12 protein-coding genes and 1 pseudogene are annotated in these 20,715 nt (G+C 66.2%); 8 read left to right on the top strand and 5 right to left on the bottom strand.

Translation table 11 applies throughout. From position 1 onward, the window contains the following. Positions 1-4 precede the first annotated feature (4 nt). The 4 genes from ACSMXO_RS08015 to ACSMXO_RS08030 all read left to right on the top strand — a co-directional run bounded on the left by ACSMXO_RS08015 (position 5) and on the right by ACSMXO_RS08030 (position 11,803). Entirely contained in the window at positions 5-1,114 is a 1,110-nt protein-coding gene (locus ACSMXO_RS08015) for a serine/threonine-protein kinase (protein ID WP_455417242.1), read from the top strand. A 71-nt stretch (positions 1,115-1,185) separates the two neighbouring features. After that, positions 1,186-3,993, top strand: coding sequence for a helicase-related protein (locus ACSMXO_RS08020; protein ID WP_455417243.1), 2,808 nt, complete (start codon positions 1,186-1,188; stop codon positions 3,991-3,993). Next, positions 3,990-8,909, top strand: a complete 4,920-nt coding sequence (locus tag ACSMXO_RS08025) for a class I SAM-dependent DNA methyltransferase (protein WP_455417244.1) — start codon at positions 3,990-3,992, stop codon at positions 8,907-8,909. The genes ACSMXO_RS08020 and ACSMXO_RS08025 overlap by 4 nt, the downstream gene beginning before the upstream one ends. Before the next feature lie 392 nt (positions 8,910-9,301). Next, the gene (locus ACSMXO_RS08030) at positions 9,302-11,803 is read left to right on the top strand and encodes an NB-ARC domain-containing protein (protein WP_455417245.1); all 2,502 of its coding nucleotides are present in this window, start codon (positions 9,302-9,304) and stop codon (positions 11,801-11,803) included. Positions 11,804-12,036: 233 nt separating this feature from the next. On the opposite strand, the gene ACSMXO_RS08035 is transcribed toward ACSMXO_RS08030, so the two are convergent. Then, entirely contained in the window at positions 12,037-12,258 is a 222-nt protein-coding gene (locus ACSMXO_RS08035; RefSeq protein ID WP_455417246.1) for a winged helix-turn-helix domain-containing protein, read from the bottom strand. A gap of 384 nt (positions 12,259-12,642) precedes the next feature. On the opposite strand from ACSMXO_RS08035, the gene ACSMXO_RS08040 reads away from it, so the two are divergent. The 3 genes from ACSMXO_RS08040 to ACSMXO_RS08050 all read left to right on the top strand — a co-directional run bounded on the left by ACSMXO_RS08040 (position 12,643) and on the right by ACSMXO_RS08050 (position 16,896). Continuing rightward, positions 12,643-12,939, top strand: coding sequence for a DivIVA domain-containing protein (locus ACSMXO_RS08040; protein WP_455417247.1), 297 nt, complete (start codon positions 12,643-12,645; stop codon positions 12,937-12,939). After that, positions 12,891-15,131, top strand: coding sequence for a hypothetical protein (locus ACSMXO_RS08045; protein ID WP_455417248.1), 2,241 nt, complete (start codon positions 12,891-12,893; stop codon positions 15,129-15,131). The genes ACSMXO_RS08040 and ACSMXO_RS08045 overlap by 49 nt, the downstream gene beginning before the upstream one ends. A gap of 355 nt (positions 15,132-15,486) precedes the next feature. After that, positions 15,487-16,896 (top strand): RICIN domain-containing protein, encoded by a 1,410-nt coding sequence (locus ACSMXO_RS08050; protein WP_346256198.1) that lies wholly within the window; start codon positions 15,487-15,489, stop codon positions 16,894-16,896. A gap of 9 nt (positions 16,897-16,905) precedes the next feature. On the opposite strand, the pseudogene ACSMXO_RS08055 reads toward ACSMXO_RS08050, so the two are convergent. The 3 genes and pseudogenes from ACSMXO_RS08055 to ACSMXO_RS08065 all read right to left on the bottom strand — a co-directional run bounded on the left by ACSMXO_RS08055 (position 16,906) and on the right by ACSMXO_RS08065 (position 18,338). Further along, positions 16,906-17,341, bottom strand: a pseudogene (locus ACSMXO_RS08055) (transposase). 99 nt (positions 17,342-17,440) lie between these two features. Continuing rightward, positions 17,441-17,866: a DUF6924 domain-containing protein gene (locus ACSMXO_RS08060; RefSeq protein WP_455417249.1), complete on the bottom strand. Its 426-nt coding sequence runs from the start codon at positions 17,864-17,866 to the stop codon at positions 17,441-17,443. A 55-nt stretch (positions 17,867-17,921) separates the two neighbouring features. Further along, positions 17,922-18,338: a hypothetical protein gene (locus ACSMXO_RS08065; RefSeq protein ID WP_455417250.1), complete on the bottom strand. Its 417-nt coding sequence runs from the start codon at positions 18,336-18,338 to the stop codon at positions 17,922-17,924. A 375-nt stretch (positions 18,339-18,713) separates the two neighbouring features. Here ACSMXO_RS08065 and ACSMXO_RS08070 point away from each other — a divergent pair, with 375 nt between their 5' ends. Beyond that, entirely contained in the window at positions 18,714-19,280 is a 567-nt protein-coding gene (locus ACSMXO_RS08070; RefSeq protein WP_455417251.1) for a hypothetical protein, read from the top strand. Positions 19,281-19,304: 24 nt separating this feature from the next. Here ACSMXO_RS08070 and ACSMXO_RS08075 read toward each other — a convergent pair whose 3' ends face one another. Further along, entirely contained in the window at positions 19,305-20,714 is a 1,410-nt protein-coding gene (locus ACSMXO_RS08075; RefSeq protein WP_455417252.1) for a restriction system modified-DNA reader domain-containing protein, read from the bottom strand. Position 20,715 lies beyond the last annotated feature (1 nt).

Genomic DNA, 20,715 nt, shown 5'->3' on the forward strand with positions numbered 1-20,715 from the left:
GCGCGTGACTGTGCCACCCACGTTGCAGCAGCTCGGCGACTACCGGCTCATCCGTCCACTTGGGTCGGGAGGCATGGGAGACGTCTACTTCGGTGTGTCGCCGACGGCGGACCGGGTCGCGGTCAAGGTCATCCGACGGCATCTCCTCGCCGATTCGACGGTGCGGCAGCGGTTCGCCGCCGAGGTGGAGAGCCTGCAACTCGTCTGGGGCTCGCGGGTCGCCCGCCTGGAGGCCGCCGATCCGCTCGGTGATCCCGCCTGGCTCGCGGTCGAGTACGTTCCCGGCTCGACCCTGATGCAGCACGTCGAGCAGCGCGGCCCACTGTCGATGCCGCTGGTGGCGATGGCGGGAGCGATGCTCGCCGACGGGCTGGACCGGGTGCACCAGGCCGGTCTGGTGCACCGGGACCTCAAGCCGCACAACATCATCCTGGGCCGGGACGGTCCGGTACTGATCGACTTCGGCCTCGCGGTGCTCACCGAGCGGGGCGACTACCTGACCGATCCCGGTGGGCTGGTCGGCACTCCCGACTACATGTCCCCGGAGCGGATCCAGGGCGAGCGAAACATGGCCGCCGGCCCGGACATCTACGGCCTCGCCGCGACGCTGGTGTTCGCGCTCACCGGGCACAAGCTCTACTCCGCCGGCAACGGACTGCACGGACTGCTGCTCCAGATCACCGACCCGGACGTGCTGCCGGATCTGTCCGGCGTCCCGGTCGAGGCGGTACCGGTGCTCGGGGCGATGCTCGCGCACGATCCGACCGCCCGGCCCAGCCTGGCCGCCGTCCGGACCCGGCTGCTCGCGATCGCGACCGCTGGCGGGGTACCGGTCATCGAGATGCGTCGCCGGGTGGGCGAGCTGACCTTCGACGGCAGCACCGAGATCGTGGTGCCGCCGGAGTTCGCCGATCCGTCGACGGATCCCGAGGACACCCGGCCGGACAGTGACGGCAGCCCCGACGCCGGGCCGGACACGGCGCTTGACCCGGATCCGCCGGTACGGTTGCCGACCACGCTGGTCGACCCCGATCCGCCGGACAAGCCACGTGCCGAGGTCGGCTGGCTGATCGACAAGCTGCGTCAGCAGTACGCCCGCCGCCCCACCCTCTGACCCCGTACGCCGCTCGACACCACTCCGCTCGACACAACAGAACATCCCCTCCCGCGAAGGACGCCCACCCCATGACGCCTCCGCCCCCGCCCGCGGCCATTCAGTTCGCGCCCGGATCGCGCATCCTCGTCCGGGACGAGGAATGGCTGGTCCGGACCGCCAAACCGGCCCGAGACGGCACGATGGTCAAGGCCGTCGGGGTTTCCGAGTTCGTCCAGGACGTCGAGGCGACGTTCTTCACCGAGCTGGACGACGTCCGGGCGATGCGGCCCGAGGAGACCGTACTGGTCCAGGACACCTCGTCGCGGTTCCGGAAGAGCCGGTTGTTCCTGGAAGCGGTGCTTCGGCGTACGCCGTTGCCGCAGTCGGAACGCGGCCTGGCGCTGGCCGACCGATTCCTGCTGGACCCGCTGACGTACCAGCAGCGGCCGGCGGAGCTGGCATTGTCCGGACTGCGGCCCCGGATCCTGCTCGCCGACGTCGTCGGACTGGGCAAGACCCTGGAGATCGGGCTGATCCTGGCCGAGCTGATCCGGCGGGGCCGAGGTGACCGGATCCTGGTGGTGTCGCCGCAGCAGGTGCTGGAGCAGTTCCAGCGCGAGTTGTGGACCCGGTTCGCCATCCCGCTGGTCCGGCTCGACTCCACCGGCATCCAGCGGATCCAGCAGGAGATTCCGGCCGGGCGGAACCCGTTCACCTACTTCAAGCGGGCGATCATCTCGGTCGACACCCTCAAGGACGCCGGCCAGTTCGGTCACCACCTCGACGCGATCGAGTGGGACGCGGTGGTGATCGACGAGTCGCACAATCTGATCAACAAGGGCACCCAGCGCAACGAGCTGGCCCGCCGGCTGGCCGCCAAGACCGACGCGTTGCTGCTGGCCAGCGCCACCCCGCACAACGGGGACAAGAAGTCGTTCGCCGAACTGATCTCGTTGCTGGACCCGGCCGCGATCGCCGACCCCGACGACTACTCGGCCGAGGACATCGCGCATCTCTACCTGCGCCGGACGAAGATCAGCCCGGAGGTACGGGACCAGATCGGCAACCGCTGGGCCGACCGGGGACCGTCCCGGGCCCTGCACTGCCCGGCCTCCGCCGCCGAGGAGCGGATCTTCGCCGAGCTGACCGAGGTGTGGCTGGCCGGCGGGTGGACCGACGCGCCGCTGCGCGGGCAGGACCGGCTGTTTCCGTACACCCTGTTGAAGTCTTTTCTCTCCTCGCACGTCGCGCTCGCGGCGACGGTGGCGGCCCGGTCGAAGAAGGCGACCGGCCGGGAGCGGGTCGCGCTGGACCGGCTCGCGGAGCTGACGGCGGGGATGTCCGACGACGATTCCAGCAAGCTGCGCCGACTGGTGGCGGAGCTGCGGGAGATCGGGGTCGGGTCGGGCAGCCCGGTCCGGGCGGTGGTCTTCTCCGAGCGGGTGCCGACGCTGAAGTGGCTGGCCGAGGTGGTGCCGCGCTGGCTCGGCCTCAAACCCTCGGCGGTACGCACCCTGCACGGCGGACTGACCGACGCCGAGGAGCAGCAGGTGTTGCAGGAGTTCGAGTTGGCCGGGAGCGACGTCCGGCTGCTCTTCACCGGCGACGTCGCCTCGGAGGGGGTGAACCTGCACCAGCAGTGCCACCACCTGGTGCACTACGACATCCCGTGGAGCCTGATCCGGATCGAGCAGCGCAACGGCCGGATCGACCGGTACGGGCAGCGGCACGAGCCGCAGTTCCGGGCGTTGATCCTGACCTCGAACGTGGCGGGCGCCAAGGACGACCGGACGGTGGCGGAGAAGCTGCTCGACCGGGAGGAGGCGGCACACCGCAGCCTCGGCAGCGTGGAGGCGATGACCGGCCTCTACGACGCCAAACTGGAGGAGGACCGGCTGGTCCGGGACCTGCTGGAGGGCAAGACGGTCGACGAGTCGTACGCCGCCGGTGCCGAGGTCGACGTGCTCGCCGACCTGATGGCCTCGGTGGGTGAGGCGCCGGTCGGTGCGGAGCCGAAGCGGGTGCAGGTGCCGAGACTGTTCGACGCGACCAGCGACTTCGTCGACACCGCCCTCGCCGAACTCTACGACGACCGGCCCGACGACCGGATCGGGTTGCGCCGGGAGGAGGAGCTGATGTCGTTCCTCGCCCCGCCGGATCTGGTACACCGGCTGTCCGACCTACCCCGGTCCTATCTGCGGGCGCACGCCGAGGGTGAGGACCTGCGGTTGAAGGTGACCTTCGACCGGCGGCTCGCGCAGCGGAAACTGGACGAGGCCCGGCAGTCGAAGAAGCCGACCTGGCCGGAGATCGCGTTTCTCAGCGACGTACATCCGATGGTGGAGTGGCTGGTCGACAAGGTGCTGGCCCGGCTCGGCCGGCAGCAGGCGCTGGTGCTGACCGCAGCCGTACCCGAGCCGGTCTTCCTGGTCCAGGGCGTCTACTGCAACCGGCTCGGCCAGCCGACGGTGGTGGAGTGGATGGCGGTCGCCGGGCTGCCGGACGCGCCCCGGGTCGGCCCGATGGTCGACGCGCTGACGGACGCGAAGGTCGGGCCGCAGCTGGCGAACCCGGGCCGGCGGATCCCGCTGGACAGGCTTCAGACGCTGGTGCCGGCGGCGGTCGAGGCGGCCCGGGTCGACCTGGCGGCCCGGCGGGCCGAGTGGGACGCCGAGATCGCCGCCCCGCTGCGCGAGCACCGCCGCAAACTGGAGCGCTTCGAACAGGACAGCCTGTTCGGCGAGCTGGCACCCGGGCAGCGGGAGCGCCGCCGACAGCGGGTGCACCGCACCGTACGGGAGCAGACCGACCTGGTCACCCGGCTGGAAACCGTCGGTGAGCCGCTGCTGCGGGTGCTCGCCGTCCTCGTCGACGACGCCTCGGAGGGTGTGGCATGAGTTTCGAGTCGCTGACCAACCGGGGTGAGTATCTGTCCGCGCACTACCTGGCCGAGGTGCTGCCGACCACGCTCAAGGGCGGCCTGGTCAAGCGCTGGTCGGAGGAGGAGCGGGGTGGCCGGCTGACGCCAAGGGCCGGGCTGCGCGGCTTCCGGCGGGACTACTTCGACCGGAAAATCGAGCTGGCCGACCCGGAGCTGTTCGACCCGGAACGGCTGCGCAAACTGCACTTCGAGCTGCTCAAGGTGCTCGGCTTCGGCGATCCGCAGGCCGGCACCATCACCGTCGAGCGGGCCGGGCAGGAGCAGGAGATCCCGGTCGCGCACGCCGAGCTGGGCACCGGTAGTGGGCCCGGGATCGTGGCGGTGGACTGCGGCTGGGCGGTGGACACCGACGCGGCGCAGGACCCGACCGAGGCGGGCCGGCTGCTCAGTCCGGTCGAGCTGGCCGGCGGGGAGCGGCTGGAGACCGGGGCAAAGCTCGCGTCGTGGCTCTTCGCGACCGAGGCGCCGCCGAGGTATGTGCTGATCATGAGCGGTGGGGTGATCACCCTCGCCGACCGGAGCGTCTGGGGCGAGGGGCGCTACCTGGCGGTCAGCCTCGACGTGGCGTACGGCCGGAACGACGAGCGGGAGCTGGACGTCGTCGCGGCGCTGTTCGGCGCGGACTCGCTGCGCCCGCCGGCCGAGGGTGGCACCGAACCGCTGGCCGACCTGGTCGCCGGCTCCCGGCAGCACGCGGTCGGGGTGAGTGGTGAGCTGCGCGAGGGGCTGCGCACCTCGGTCGAGCTGATCGCCAACGAGGTGCTGGACCGGATCCGCCAGGCCGGCTACCGGCCGGAGGAGGTCGCCGACCTGGACGAGCTGGCCCGGGACCTGAGCCGGGAGGCGTTGCGCTACCTCTACCGGATCCTGTTCCTGCTCTACGCCGAGGCCCGGCCCGAGCTGGGGGTGCTGCCGGTCAACGATCCCGAGTACGTCTCCGGCTACAGCATGGCCCGGCTCGGTGACCTGATCTCGCGGCGACTGCCACCGTCGGCCGAAGGTGGCTTCCACCTCTACGAGTCGCTGGACCTGCTGTGCCGGATGGTCAACGAGGGTTACCGGGCACGTGGGGCCGACGAGGAGGTGGGGGAGAAGACCAGCGAGGACGTGGGGCTGCGGTTCGAGCCGATGCGTTCCGACCTGTTCCTGCCCGAGGCGATCCGGCTGATCGGCCGGCAGGTCCCGCAGCCGGGCAGTGACGAGGACGATCCGGACGGGCCGAAGCTGGACACCCGGCTGCGTAACGGCACCCTCTACGAGGTGCTGCGCCGGCTGATGATCACCAAGGGCGGCAAGCGGAAGCGTGGCGGCTTCATCTCGTACGCCCAGTTGGGGATCAACCAGCTCGGCGCGGTCTACGAGGGGTTGATGTCGTACACCGGATTCGTCGCCACCGAGCGACTGTATGAGGTGGCCAAGCACGGCGACCCGAAGGACGGCTCGTGGATGATCCCCGAGTCGAAGGTGGACGACTACGACGACGACGTCTTCGTGTTGAAGGAAAACCCGGTAACCGGGGCGAAGAGCCGGATCCCATACGAGCCGGGCTCGTTCGTCTACCGGCTCGCCGGGCGGGACCGGCAGACCAGCGCCTCCTACTACACCCCGCAGTCACTGACCGAGGTCACCGTCCAGCTCGCGCTCAAGTACCGGATCGAGGAAGCTGGCGACGGGCTGCGCGCCCGGGACCTGCTGGACTGGACGATCTGCGAGCCGGCGCTCGGCTCCGGCGCCTTCCTCAACGAGGCGATCAACCAGGTCGCCGCCGAATACCTCCGGCGGCGCGCAAAGGAACTTCGGGTCGAGCTGGAGCCGGAGAGGTACCACCTGGAGTTGCAGCGGGTGAAGGCGTACATCGCGCTGCACAACTGCTATGGCGTCGACCTGAACCGGACCGCGGTCGAGCTGGCCGAGGTGTCGTTGTGGCTGAACGTGATGCACGCCGGGTTGCAGGCACCCTGGTTCGGGCTGCACCTCAAGCGGGGCAACTCGCTGATCGGCGGTGGGCGGCGGCTCTACCGGCCGGAACAGCTTGCCGACAAGTCGTGGCTGCACACGGCACCGGAGGACCGGCCGTTCCGGGACGGGGCCATCGAGCCGGGCACCATCCACCACTTCCTGCTCCCGGCCGACGGCTGGGGCGCGGTCGCGGGGGAGAAGGAGGCCCGCGAGCTGGCGCCGGCCGAGACCGAAAAGCTCAAGAAATGGCGTACGGCGATCAAGCGCGCGCCGTCGGCCAAGGGGACGAGGAAGCAGCCGTCGCAGGTGGTGCGGTTGCAGGCGTTGGCTGGGCGGGTGGAGTTCCTGTGGAAGCTGGTGCGGCGGCGGCTGGAGATCTCGGAGCGGGAGATCCGCCGGAACATTGCGGTCTGGGAGGTGGATCCGGAGCGGCCGTTGCCGGCGGCCGATGGGGCGGTGGCCAGGGAGAAGATCCTGGCCGACCTGACGGCGGCCGGTACGCCGTACTGGCGGTTGAAGACCGTAATGGACGCCTGGTGCGCGCTGTGGTTCTGGCCGCTGGACGTCGCCGAGCTGCTGGACGGGTCGGCTGAGGTGTATCCGGCCGAGCCGGTCGAGGTCACGCACGTCCGGGAGGTGCCGGCGTACGAGGATCCGGCCGTCTACGAGAAGGTCTCGCTCTGGGACGAGGTGGAGCCGCAGCAGTTGAAGATGCCGAGCCGGCCGACCGGGACCCGGAAGGTGAGCTTCGCCGAGCAACTGCGTCGACCGGTGCCGCTGGCGAACCTGGACGGCTGGCTCACCTTCGCCGAAGCCCTGCTCGGCCGGGCCGACATCCCGGAAGACTCGCTGGTCTCACAGCTCACCTCGCTGAGCGAGCTGAGCGAGTACGAGGGTCGGCTTGAGGGGCTGATGGGGATGGAGAACCCGTTCCGGCTCGAAGAACGGTTCCCCTGGCTGCACACCGCGACCCGGATCGCCGAGGAACAGGGCTTCTTCCACTGGGAACTGACCTTCGCCCAGGCGTTCGGTCGGGGCGGCTTCGACCTCCAGGTCGGCAACCCACCTTGGGTACGGCCGAGGTGGCTAGAGGATGTCGTACTGGCCGAGCACGACCCGTGGTTCATGTTGGCAGCCCACGCGTCTGTTCACGTGCGGCGTGCTCGGAAAGCCGCCCAGCTTGCAATTCCTGCACTGCGCCGGTCGTTCCTCAACGAGATAACCCTTAATGTGGGTCATGTAGCGGTCTTAGGTGGAGCTTCAACGTTTCCATTGCTTGTCGGCACACAGCCAGACCTGTATCGGGCGTTCATGTGTCGGGTATGGGGTCAGTTATCGCCCGAGGGGACGGCGGGCTTGCTGCACCCTGACTCTCATTTGACTGGTGCACTGGAGGGAAGACTTCGAGGTCAAGCCTATCGACATCTCATGCTGCACGCTCACTTCCAGAATCGTCGACTCATATTTTCGGAGATTGACTGGAACAAGCAATTCGGCCTTCATGTCTATGGTGCTGACAGTGAGATTGAGTTTGTTCATGCGAGTTGGCTCTACGATCCCGGCACCCTTGCCAGCTCGCTAACCCACGACGGTCATGGTGAGGCGCCGGGGCTGAAAGTAGGGGGGTACTGGGATCTCCGTCCTCATGCCGCGAGGATGGTTCGTGTGACGCGTGCCGTGCTCGAGGAATGGGCGAGGCTCCAACCTGATACGTCGCTTCCGGCTACCAGTGCACGCTTACTCTATCCAGTGACATCGGTCGAACAAAGCGCGATTTCAGCTCTTGCGAACTGGCCGCTACGTCTCAGTGCGGCGGAACCGTGGATCAGCAGCGGTCTACACGAGTCGGGTGCCAAGAAGGCAGGGATCATAGAGCAGAGGTGCGTGCAGCCGGATAGTTGGAGTGAGGTAATTCTGCGTGGCCCGCAAATCGGGGTAGGGACTCCCTTCGCAAAGCAGCCTCCCCACACGTCGCATACAGATAAGCCGGTGGATCTGACTGTTCTTTCCGACGATGCAATTCAGGCGACCGACTATGCGATGGCCTGCGATCGTGCGACCTTCGATGGCGCGCACTCGCGTTGGCGCGGACGACTCGAAACAGAGTATTTAAGGCTGGCTTGGCGAGAAATGATTCCAGCCTCAACCGAACGTAGTTTGTTTTGCGCGCTGATCCCTCCAGGGCCATCTCACGTGCACGGAATTCGGACGATGGCTTGTCCCGAGCCGAGGACGACGTGCCTTGTAGCAGGCTTCTGGGCGTCGTTACCCGTTGACTACGCGTTGCGCATCGGGGGGCGAGGGCACCTTGATGCGACCGACGCGAGAGTAATGCCTATCCCGGATACGCAACATCCGTTGGCTGATGCCCTGCTTCTTAGGACGATGCGCCTGAACGCCCTGACGGCACAATATCGAGAGATCTGGGCGCAGCTTTACAACACGAGCTGGCAGCGAGAGGGATGGGCCGTGGACTGGCGGGTGCCGCTTAATCTGAACGATGTTGGCCCTGCTTGGGGCAGAGCGTCGGCGCTACGCACCGAGTACCATCGACGTGCTGCCTTGGTTGAGCTGGATGCCTTGGTTGCCGTCTGGCTTGGCATTAGCGCAAATGAACTTATAGCTATCTACCGCTCACGCTTTCCTCAGCTATGCAGCTATGAATCGGAAATGTGGTTCGACAAATGTGGTCGGAGGCTGGCGGCGAACTTCAATCAGTGGGGGTCGGGTCAGACGAGAGACCACTATCGGCAGTTCATGGACTATCTTGAGAGCCAGGAGCAGAATCGGGTGCCCGACGGATACAAGGCGCCCTTCTACAAAGCGGATCGGGAGAGCGAGTACCGCCAGGCGCACGCCGTGTTCAGCCAGCGTCTTCAAGATGCGATCGACGCAGGGTGGCAACCCTCCTAGAAATTGGGGCGCCCACGGATGAGACGGGATGACTCAAACATCGAGACAGCAGGAGGGCGTTCGCTGCCTTCGTAGCCGGGTTCTCCACCTCCTTGGGCCCAAAATATCCCGATAGCGTCAAGATATATGGACAGTTAGACAACCACAGTCCTTCGCCGAGATCGCCTCACCGCATTAATGGAATCGTTGGCGATGCTGATGTCGCCGTGCAACGCCGCTGCCGAAGTTGGACCTCGCCCTCCCGTCAATGCCAAAGGATTCACATGTCAAGTGTTGATGCTAGTAGCGACCAGCGAGAGTTCGTGCCAACGAAGAGAATGCTTGAACGTTTAGCGTTGGCGCGGGAGGAATCCGATACGGCGTACTTTTTCGATCTGCTATACCTTGGTGAGATGCTGATCAAGTTCTTGGTGATCGAGCTTCTTGCTGGTGTCAGAGATGACCGAGAGCGCCATAGGTATGCCTTGGAGCATCGACTCCTGCGCGCCGATGGCATCGGAGAGTGGGCCAATGTCCTTGACGAAATGCTTTCTGGCACCGCTAGTCAGCACTTAACCTTAGTAAGCCGAGATTCTCAAAGGGCGATCAACGCCAGCTGTGGCACAGACGATCACAGTTGGCAGCGCGTTGCGGTAGATAGTCTCAACCTGGCCTGTCTTCGGCTTGATTCCAAGGTCGAGGATCTTAGCGCTCGTCGCGTGACTCTTCGAATGTGGGTGCGGAACTTTGTTTGGCTTCGCAATAGAACTCGTGGACATGGTGCGCCAAAGTCGGCTCGCCTTTCTGCGGCCTGCGAGGAGCTACACAACTCTCTGGGTATGGTCATGAACAATGCTCCGGCATTTAGTCGACCATGGGCATTCCTTAAGAGAAACTTGTCTGGAAAGTATAGGGTAAGTTGTTTGGGTGGTGATCGTGAGAAGTTCGCGTACCTTACCAGAGAGGTCGAACACTCTCTCACTGAAGGCACGTACGTTTTCCTCGATCACCCTCGACGCGCTTTTTTGTTGTTTACGGACCCTGACCTAACCGACTTTTTTCTGCCTAACGGAAACTTTCGAAAGCAAACCTTCGAAGTGCTTTCGTATGTATCAGATGAGAGGCAGGATCGGGACGGCTCTACGCACATTCTCCCCGTCGAGGCCCAACCACCTAGCGAAACTGCCGCGTCGCCCGATCTCGACGTGATAGGGAGTGTATTCACCAATGTGCCTCCTAGAAGGCATGGGTATGTCAAGCGGTCATCACTTGAGTCAGATTTGCATTCCCTTCTGGTAGATAGCCGTCACCCTGTGGTAACCCTCCAAGGCCGGGGTGGAATCGGCAAAACGTCACTGGCTCTTGAAGTGCTTCACCAAATGACTTATGAGAACAGCGTCTTCGCGATTGTGTGGTTTAGCGCACGCGATATAGATCTGCTGGCAGAGGGGCCGCGAGTTGTGCGCGCGGATGTGCTGAGCACCGAAGACATCGCTCGCGACTTTGCGAAAATGATGCGGCCCGGAGAGTCTCTCAAAGATAGAGAGGCGCTCGAATATTTAACCGCATGCCTTTCGGGTGCAGCGATGAATGGTCCCTTCATCTTTGTTATCGACAACTTCGAAACCATTCGCGGGCAGTCTGAACTCTATGCCTTTCTTAGTAATGCTGTCCGTCTGCCCAACAAAGTTTTGATCACGACAAGAACTCGCGACTTCAAGGCCGATTATCCCATTGAGGTCCGCGGCATGACGCGAGAAGAGTTTGCCGATCTTGTTGCTGACGTGGCGACGAGGCTGAATATCGGTGATCTTTTGGACGAGGCGTATAAGGAAACTCTATATGATGAATCCGGCGGACATCCTTACATCGCGAAGGTGATGTTGGGAGAGGTGGCACAGGCTAAGCGGAAGATTGCGGTCAGGAGGGTTGTAGCGTCAAAAGATGCGATGCTTGATGCTCTGTTCGAGAGGTCGTACTCTGCCTTGTCTCCTGTTTCTCAAAGGGTGTTTCTGACCCTTTGTAGCTGGCGCTCGCTTGTCCCCCGAATCGGATTGGAGGCCGTCCTGCTGCGGCCAGCGAACGAGCGCATGGATGTTGAGAAAGGCCTTGTGGAGCTCGAGCAGTCTTCATTGATTGAGCTTGTCTCGGATGATGACGAAGATAGCGAGTTTTTGTCTGTGCCGCTTGCTGCTGCTGTCTTCGGCAAAAAGAAGCTTGTTACGAGTCCGTTCAAGATCGCGGTAGATGCCGACTTGCAGCTTATCCGTGGATTTGGCGCCATGACAACGACGGACCTGGGCCAAGGGCTGGGTCGGAGAATCGAGCGTCTCGCTCGAGCTGTCGCCCAAAGGGCGGAGAATGGTGCGGATCTCACGCAAGAACTTGCGGTCATCGAGTATATTGCCACCGAATACCCGCCGGCATGGCTGACCCTGTCGGAGCTGCAGAGAGACTACGTCGGATCCGTTCCAGCTGCCATCCGTTCGCTGAATCGGTATCTAGAATCCCGCCCGAGCGACGAGGATGGGTGGCGTCGACTTATCATACTCCACAGGGCTAACGGCGATTCGCTCGCGGAAATGCATGCCAGGCTCCAGATGGCCGAGATTGCCGCTCCGCCCCTCAGCGAATTGAGCACGGCGGCTTCGCGCCTCAACGGCTTACTCGCACGGAAGGGAATCAGCCTTGATGCGGATCAAAAACAGTATGTTGTGAGGAAGCTGCGTGGCTTGCTAGAGGCTCGAGTCGAAGAGGCTGACGCAACTGACCTGTCTCGGCTTGCTTGGCTATGTATGTACGACCATGATTCGGCGGCAGCCGACAAGTGGGTATCGGCTGGGCTCGCTCTGGATTCAGAGAACCAGCATTGCTTGAGGCTTAAGCGTCGTTTGGCGGCCGACAGCGAGGCATGAGTGTAGGTGTCGGTGATGTAGCGTCTCATCGTTGAGTCATGCCTATCGCTGTAGCTTGTCGCTCGATTACTGATAGGAATCGCAAGACGAGCCCTCTTCGGGGCGCGAGTGGTTGGATGTGTGCCCGCACCCAGCACGGGATGCCAACCCCTGCGTGGTCAACCGAGGACTGTACGAAATGGTCGGGTGATGCAGTATCGTGGATTGCTTGCCGGCGTCGACTCGTTGCACCCCTATTTAGGATCGGTGACGAAGACACCCTTGCCTTGGTGGCCTTCCAGGAGCCCTTCCGCTTGCAGGATTAGCAGGGCCGAGCGGACGGGTTCGGCGGACACCTTGTAGATCGCGATCAGCTCGCGGAGCGACGGCAGCTTGTCGCCCGGCCTGTACTCACCCGACGCGATCTTGTTGCGGATGTCCTGGGCGATGCGTTGGCGATCTGAGATTCGGGGCATGGCAACTTCCTGGTAGGCCCATGCATCTTCTCATGATCGCCGACGGAGTCTCAAGACTTCGCCTGCTTTGCATGGTTAGCTCTTGCCATCCCATGCGTTGCATTGTAAGTTGCCTCTGCGGGACGCCTGGCAACGGAAAGCCTGGTAGGCAACCGGCCCTCCGGTTGGGCATCCGCTGCTGGCACGGCTAGCGATCTCCCCCTGCTGGCCGTGCCAGCCCTGAGTCACGCCCTGCTGCCGTACGTGTTGCTTCGTGCCTGCGGCGGCGGGGCGGGGCGGCCCCGGTCCGGGGTGGGGCAAGCCGACGATTCCGGCCGGGGCCACCCGTCCACGTCCTGTGCTCCGAGAGGCTGGTGAGAGGTTGTGTGTGCTCTGCTCCGGTGGTTGTTCCGGCGGGAGGGGCAGCCGCTGCGGCGGCTCGACTCGGCGTACCGGTCGGCGACGTACCGGCCGTTGTTGCCGTCGCAGGTGCGGCTGCGCCGGTTCACCCCGGTCGGCTTCGGTCGGCGGGGAGTCGATCCGGACGAGGTGCACGAGTTCCTGGAACAGGTCGCCGCTGACCTGGCCAGGGCGTACGCCGAATTGGCCGGCGTCCGGGAGCAGAACGCCCGGATCAAGGACGCGTTACGACGGTGGCAGTCCCAGCAGGTGTCGACGGCGCACGGGTTGGCGCGGCGCTGATGGCCGGCCCTGCGGTGGTGCAGTGCCGGTCGTGTGACGGCCTCTCCTTCACCCTCGACCCGTGCCGCTGCACCTACGGCGGCAACCGCATCCTGGTCAACGAGAGCGAGGAGGTTCGGCGGGCAGCGGGGGAGGCGTACCAGGACTGCCTGGAGTGTCAGGGGGTCGGCACGGTCGGCCGGCCCTGCCACGACTGCGGGCAGACTGGGCGTCGCCGCGCACAACTCGTGCTGACCATGGCGAACCTGGACACCGGGGCGGTGGCCTCGGCGAACGTCGTACCCGGGGTGGTGGAACCGGTGCCGTGGCCGGACGACGGCGGTGGGAGCTGGTATCTGCCGCTCGCCCCGCTGCTCCGCGACCTGGCCGCCGGCGCCGGCTCGTGGACGGATGTTCGCCAGCCCGGTGATTCGGACGGCCCGCTCGTCTTCCTGCCCCGCGCATGGCGGCCGGAGCACTCGGCGTCGGTCCGGGAAGTGCTGGAGGCCGAGGCCATCGCCGGGGAGAGCAACGAGGCGTGGCGGCTCTATCTCGGCCGGGCAGCGGTCGCGCCGCCCCGGGAGTCGGCGGCCGAGCTGGGCCGGCTCTGCCGGTTGGCCGATCTGCTCTGCCTGGACCTGGTGGTCGAGGCCCGCCGCCTGGTCGCCACGGACGAGCTGACCTGGGCGATCCGGTTCGAGGTGCCGGGTGGGCCGGTGCCGTCCGAGGCCCGGGGCTACGCCGACGACCTGACCACCGCGATCACCACCACGACCACGCTCGACGCCTGCTATGGCCTGGAGGAACGCGGCCTGACCGCCCCCGCCCACCACCTCACCATCGGGCAACCACCACCCGAGCCGCCCACGATCGACCTGGACCAGCTCGAACGGCGGATCCTCGCCGACTGTCTCGACCTTGCCACCGGCAGCCCGACCGCCGGGGCGCAGGCGATCTGGCGGGACGGCCGCTGGTGGCACACCAGCCTGCGCGACGCCGGCACGAGGGAAGTCCTCACCGAGTGGTCGACCGGGCAGATCTACAGCCGGCGCGCGACGAAACTGCGCCGGGGATGGCAGCCGCCGGCACCGTCGTGGCAGGACTCGCCCATCCCGTACGTCGACTGCCCCGACTGCGACCCGCACAGTCGACTCCGACGCTGCGACTGTCGACTCGGCACCGACCGCGCCGATCCCGACTGCCCGAGGTGTGCCGGTTCCGGCCGCAGCCCGTCACTGCTTCGCTGCTACACCTGCCGGGGCACCCGCCGACTCCACTCCGAGGTGGCCATCACGATCACCGATCTCGCCGGGCGGGTCGTACACCTCAGTTGGCGCAGCGACGCGTCCGGCTGGCGTACCGGTGAATTCGCCTGGCAGGACGACCCCGCCGGCCGGCCGGCCGATCGTGCCGGACCGGGCGACGGGCGGGCCGGGCCGGCGGGGGAGGAGACCTGGCGGACCGGCCAGCGGGTGCCGGCGCCGCACGTGGCAACCCACCCCGGCGGCAAGCCGCTGCACCAGCTTCCCGACCCATTCCGGCTCGCCGGCTGGGCCGACCACTTCGGCGTACGCCCGGAAGACCTGGTCGAACTCGACGGCGGCGGCGACCTCGACCACAGTCTCCGGGACGGCACCGTCACCCTGCACCGCCCCGACGCCGACCCGCTGACCGAGTATCTGCGCTGGGCCGCCCGGGGCCGACCCGGCGGCCGGCTGTTCGTGCTAGCTCGCCGACCCGACGTGCCGCCCCTGGCCGACCTGGTCCGGCTCGTCCTCGGGCTGCACCTGACGGTCACGATCACCCTCGTCGACCACATCCGGAATGCCGGGGACCTCCGGCTCGTCCAGGGCGAGGGCTGGGACGTCACCGTCAACACCCTCGGCCAGCTACCCGCCCCGGCCGACCCGCCCACCCGATCCACCCCGGAAGCCGCGATCGCGTACTGCCTCGAATACCTCGAACTCGCCATCGCCGGCAACGTGCCCGCCAACCCCGACGAGCCGATCCCGGTGCCGCAGACCCCGACACCGGTCGCCGTCGACGACCCCGTACCCCTGCTGCGCCGGCTCGCCCGCCACCACCCCGGGCAGCCCGTCGCCGTCCACTACGACGGCGTGACCTGCCAGGTGTGGCTTCGCGAGCGCGACGACGTACGCCAGCTCGCCACCGCGCCCACCCTGCCCGCCGCCATCGGCGCCCTCGGCCTCTGAATGATCGTCCTAGCCCGGTCCGTGTCCTCATATCAGGAGGACGGCAGCGTGAATCGGGGGCGGGGCCAGGGTCGAGGGCGCTCTCGGCGGTCGCGCGACCAGCGCCAGGCTTACTCGCGGATCGACCCAGCCCAATCCCTGGTCAACGTCGAAGAGCCACCATGATCCCTGTCCGCCGCGACCTTGCTCGACAGGACATCGATACCTGTCATTGACGTATGACGTATTACGAAGTTACGTTGAGGCCCTGCCCGCAGGCACCACGAAGTGCTGACGCCACCGCCTGAAACGCCGGTGCCTGGGGCAACGCGCGTCCGTCCTGGTCGCGCGTGATCTCGGTCGAAGGAGCGGATCAATGAATGGTGAGGCTCGTCCCGGCTCTCCCCCCAGACGTCGCTGGTGGTCGGCAGTGGCCGCGGTCGGCGCGGCGATACTGGCGGCCGGCACGCTCGCTGCGGTGGACAACGCGCCCGCAGCCGCGGCGACGGTGGATACGAACGCCTGGTATGTGCTGGTCAACCGCAACAGCGGCAAGGCATTGGACGTCTACAACCTGGCCACCAACGACGGTGCGCGGATCAGCCAGTGGACGCGCAACGACGGGGCCAACCAGCAGTGGCAGTTCGTGGACTCCGGCGGGGGCTTCTACCGGCTGAAGTCGCGGCACTCCGGCAAGGTCCTGGACGTGTCGAACGCCTCGACCGCCGACGGTGGGGCGATCGTGCAGTGGTCCGACCACAACGGAACGAACCAGCAGTTCCGGCTGGCCGATTCCGACGGAGGTCACGTCCGGCTGGTCAACCGGAACAGCAGCAGGGTGGTGGAGGTGCAGGGCGCCTCGACCGCGGACGGGGCCAACATCGTTCAGTACGCCGACCTGAACGGAAACAACCAGCAGTGGCAGTTGATCACCGTCGGTGGTGGCGGCCCCACCACGCCGCCGCCGACCGGTGGCCCCACCACGCCGCCGCCGGGTGGTAGTTCGAGCGCGGGGTGCGGCAAGGCTCCGACGCTGGGCAACGGCTCGCACACCATCCAGAGCAACGGCAAGAGCCGTAGCTTCATCCTGCGAATCCCCGCCAACTACAACAACAGCAGTCCGTACCGGTTGATGTTCGCCTTCCACTGGTGGGGCGGCACCGCCAACGACGTCTCCTCGGGCGGGACCGATGGGGCCGCCTGGTCGTACTACGGACAGCAGGAGCAGTCGAACAACAGCGCGATCCTGGTCGCGCCCCAGGGCATCGGCAACGGCTGGGCCAATACCGGCGGCGAGGACGTCACATTCGTCGACGACATGATCCGCCGGATCGAGAATGACCTCTGCGTCAACACGACGCAACGCTTCGCCCTCGGATTCAGCTACGGCGGTTCCATGAGCTACGCACTGGCCTGCGCCCGGGCGACCGTCTTCCGGGCCGTCACGGTCTATGGGGCCCCCGGACTGCTCAGCGGATGCAGTGGTGGCACTCAGCCGATCGCGTACTTCGGAATCCATGGAATTTCGGACAGTATCGCGAACGGGCGGTCGCTGCGCGACAGATTCGTCAGCAACAACGGCTGCACCCCGCAGAGTCCGCGTGAGCCGACGGCGGGTAGCCGTACGCACGTCACCACCGTCTACTCGGGGTGCCGGGCCGGGTATCCGGTGCAGTGGGGCGCGTTCGACGGGGGTCACACCCCGGGTCCGGTGGACGGGGGCGGTGACAGCGGCGCCAGAACCTGGACCAAGGGAGAGGTGTGGCGGTTCTTCGCGCAGTTCTAGCACGTGTGTTCATAAGCAAGGACGGAGCCACTCGTTGATCGCGGTGATGTTGAAGGTGGCCTGGTTGCGGACTGCGAGCTTGTCGTACCTGGTGGCCAGGCCACGGTTGCTTTTGAGCCGGTTGATGCCGCACTCGACGGCGTGGCGGTGCTTGTAGATCCCGGGGTCGAAGGGCGGCGGCGGTCCGCCCTTCGGCCCCTTCTTGCGCCGGTTGGCGGCCGAGCTGTACGCCTTGTCGGCCAGGACCCGGTCCGGGCGCGTCCGCGGACGCCCGCCGCCCGCACCCGCCACCGGATGCCGTCGCTGAGCTGGCGTTTGTTCCATTTCGGCGGCCGTCCTGGCTTCGTGCCCTTGGGCAGCAGCGGTTCCAGCACGTCCACTGCGCGTCGGTCAGGGCGTGCCGCCGCTCGCCGCCGGTATGGCGGCCACGAGGTCTCCGGTTCAGTTCCTTTTGGCCGTTGAACGATCTACCGGAGACCTCGCCGCTTGTCGATCATCGACACGCCTTGAGCGCAAGCCTTTCTGTAAACGCGTCCATCGCAGGTCACCTGCTGTCGAAGCCCTGAAACGTGCCGAACCCGCCTGTGGTGTCTGCGAAATCGGCGAAGTCCAGGTTCGCGATGCTCAGATTGGTGGAGACGTCCGGGAACCAGCGGGGTGGCACCCGGAAGGAACGCCCGGGTTCGTCGACCAGGTCAACCGCCAGCAGCCGGTGCTCCTCGTCAGCCATGCAGACGTCATCGGCCAGGAACAAGTAAGTGATCTTGTCCGCCTCGTCGGCTGCGGCATCTGCCTCGCCGAGCGCCTGAACCGACACCCCGGCGTATGCCTGATCCCTGACGTATGTCGCGCTGCGGTGTCCGCCGGAGCCGTCGATCGCTGCCTTGATCGCATCCCAAGCTGCATCGTCGCCAAAATCTGATCGCAGGACCAGAGACGTCAAATCCTCGAGTTGAGGCAGGGCGGCCATGTCCGTGATCTTCCCATCCCGAACCTACCCACTTTCGAAACGCTGCCTAGCTTAGCTAGTCGTCGTCGATCTGGGTGAAGGTGACGGTGTCGGGGAGGTAATTCGGGAAGTTGAGCGTGATGACGAGGACGTTGTCGACCGTGTCCGCGTCCTGCACGCTCCCCAGCCCGAATCCCTGCCAGTTGCTCCAGTTCGTCGGGGTGAACTGGAGCATCACCGGCTGGCTGATCCACCCGCCGGTGCCCCGCATCGTCATCTGGAGGAAGGCTGCCTCGGCCGGCGGGTGGCTCAGGCGTACCCGGAAGGAGGCGCCGGTGCCCTCCGGGATCGAGGTCGAGGCGGGCTCGGCGATCACCCTCGGGAAGTCGCCGACGGCGGCCTGGGCTGGTCCGGCGGGGGCGAGGATCGCGACGGCGGCGAGCGCGAGTGCGCCGACCGTGCTGAACCAGCGGCGTACGGGGATGACAGGCATCGGAAACCTTTCGGGCAGGAATGGACGTCACGACGACACCGCCGGAGCCCACCAGCGGTGCTGATCTTGCGTGCCCTACCCGCGCGAGGTATCGAGATCTTCCCATATTCCGAAGTCGATCGGTACCTGGGAGAGCCATGGCGATGGACGTGGCAGGTGCTGTCCCGCCCGCTCGACGAACTGGACCACGGCATTGAGTGCGCTAAGAAACAACGGAATGCAACAGGTGTCTGATGTCCGTCATCTTCTGGGCCGAACTCGTGTGGCCTCGCCGGCCATGGACAGGTCGATGAGCAGGGCAAACTTTCGATCCTGCTGTCCTGGACGGAGGCGACGGCCCGGCGGTGCTCGGCCGACTGTCTCGCGAGCTGTTCGGTGGCTGACGACCAGGTCATCCGGAGTGCGCCGAGCATCCCGGACGAGGGTCAACCGTTCGTCCTGCGCCGCAGGGCACTCGTGTGGATATTGGCCCTGCAACCGGTCGTGTGGCTGGGCATCCTGTCGCCGCTGTGCGTTCCGGCCATTGCTCCGTCCGGAGTGCCGTGGACCCCCCTGGTGCTCGTCCTGCCCTTCCTGATCGTGATGCTCTTCGCCATCCTCCGCGTCATGCCGAAGGTGACCGGGGTCTGGCTGGCCGCCGATCCGGGCGGGGTCTGGGTGCGGGCACGGAGTCGCATTGGCGCGGATGTCTTCGCCATCCGGGCGCCCTGGAGCCACATCGAATCCATCTTTGCGATCCAGACGAGTCGTACGGACGTCTCGGGCGGACCTTGGACGCTGGTGGTCCGGGTCAAGGACCTGCCCACCACGCTACGTCCACCGGATCAGCCGGGGGCAGATCGCGCCACGTTCACGGTGAGCACCTGGCTCTCGAACTACTCGGCCCGGGACGCGATCGACGTACTCGCTCAGCTCGCGGCTCAGCGCGCTCCGGTCGGTTGAGCACCCCACCGGGGTAGCGCCGCATCACTTGTTGAAGGTGCGGATCAGGTCCAGGAAATGCCGAAGCCTGTGCACGTCGGCGGCCTTCACCGGGTCCGGGTTGAAGTGCATCACGCCGTTGCGCACCTTTCGGAGATGGTCGAGACGGCTGATGAACACCCTGCGGTGCAGCGGCCAGCCGAGTCGCTCCCAGCATGCCGGGTTGTCCAGCACGGCCTGGTAGTTGCCCATCGTCATGGCTTCGAACGACCTGAAGGTCTGACCGGCGGCGGCGCACGCCCGCCGCACCGTTTCGGCGTCGAAGGTGCCCTGGATCAGTCGGCGCAACTCCTGGTCGACCTCACCGATCAGCAGGAACGGCGTCGCCGTCTCGTCGTACTTGTTCACCACGTCAGCCGCGGTGATGATGCCGGAGATCTTGCGGTCGAAGTCGCGGACGAAGATGAACTCCTCCCGCTGGAGCGTGTCGAGCGCGCGCAGCAGCCGTACGTCGTAGTCGAAGACCTGGGCAGGCACGATCATGCTGCTGAACGAGGCGTTCGGGTTGGCGTGCTGGGCTCGGGCGATCGATTTCCAGCTCACCGCGCCGTGCAGGGTTCGTGGATTCGTCAGCACCGCGAGCTGCGAGAAGTCGTTGAGCAGCATGGCGGTGATGGCCTCTTCCACCGAGGCGGACGGCGAGACGGATACCAGGGTGTCCTCGGCGGAGAGCAGGTTGCCGAGGGTCAGCCCGATCTCGGCATCGCTCTCCTCGACCAGGTCCGCTTGAAGCGACCCTGAGTCGTCGGCGATCGGCGCGCCGGCCGGGACCTCGTCGACGGGCTCCGGCGGGGTGATCAGTCGGACCGTCCGGTCGAGGCTGACGGCCCGGAAGTCCGGGGCGGTGGTCAGGCTGTGGTTCGCCAGATCGCCGTCGATCTGCCGGATGACGTCCCGGTCCCGGTCCTCGTGTCCCCACCAGCGGAGTAACTGGCGCACGGTCAGCGTTTCCGGGTCACCGGCCTTGGCCTTCCGGCGTGCGAGGTCGAGTCGGGCGAAGCGCTCCCGTGCCGCGCCCTGGTTGGATTCCTCCCTGGTGACGGCGTCTGGCGGAACGGGCTCGTTCGCGACCGACTCCAGTAACCGCTGGCGTAGCTCGTGCAACGTCGGACCGCCCTTGCCGACCCGCCAGGCTTCCCAGCCAGGTACGGCGACCAGCCCACTGGCGGCGCTGCCGGCGGCAGATGGCGTGCCGAACTCCCGTCCGTCGGGCAGTCTCAGCCGACCCGGCGCGATCACCGTCGCCTGGTGGGGTATCTCGCCCAGCCGCTGCTGGAAGAAGAGCTCCTGGCCCGGCTTGAGTAGTCCGGCCTCCAGCAGGTCGGATATCCGTACCCGGCGGCCGTTGATCAGGATCTCGCGGCGGGTACGGGACGAGGCGTCGGTCAGGGACATG

Source organism: Plantactinospora sp. DSM 117369, assembly GCF_053764795.1.

Bases quoted from the DNA above. Each gene is read 5' to 3' on its own strand.
- ACSMXO_RS08020 (WP_455417243.1), top strand. From the start codon at position 1,186: ATGACGCCTCCGCCCCCGCCCGCGGCCATTCAGTTCGCGCCCGGATCG.
- ACSMXO_RS08025 (WP_455417244.1), top strand. From the start codon at position 3,990: ATGAGTTTCGAGTCGCTGACCAACCGGGGTGAGTATCTGTCCGCGCAC.
- ACSMXO_RS08030 (WP_455417245.1), top strand. From the start codon at position 9,302: ATGCTGATCAAGTTCTTGGTGATCGAGCTTCTTGCTGGTGTCAGAGAT.
- ACSMXO_RS08035 (WP_455417246.1), bottom strand. From the start codon at position 12,258: ATGCCCCGAATCTCAGATCGCCAACGCATCGCCCAGGACATCCGCAAC.
- ACSMXO_RS08050 (WP_346256198.1), top strand. From the start codon at position 15,487: ATGAATGGTGAGGCTCGTCCCGGCTCTCCCCCCAGACGTCGCTGGTGG.
- ACSMXO_RS08060 (WP_455417249.1), bottom strand. From the start codon at position 17,866: ATGGCCGCCCTGCCTCAACTCGAGGATTTGACGTCTCTGGTCCTGCGA.
- ACSMXO_RS08065 (WP_455417250.1), bottom strand. From the start codon at position 18,338: ATGCCTGTCATCCCCGTACGCCGCTGGTTCAGCACGGTCGGCGCACTC.
- ACSMXO_RS08075 (WP_455417252.1), bottom strand. From the start codon at position 20,714: ATGTCCCTGACCGACGCCTCGTCCCGTACCCGCCGCGAGATCCTGATC.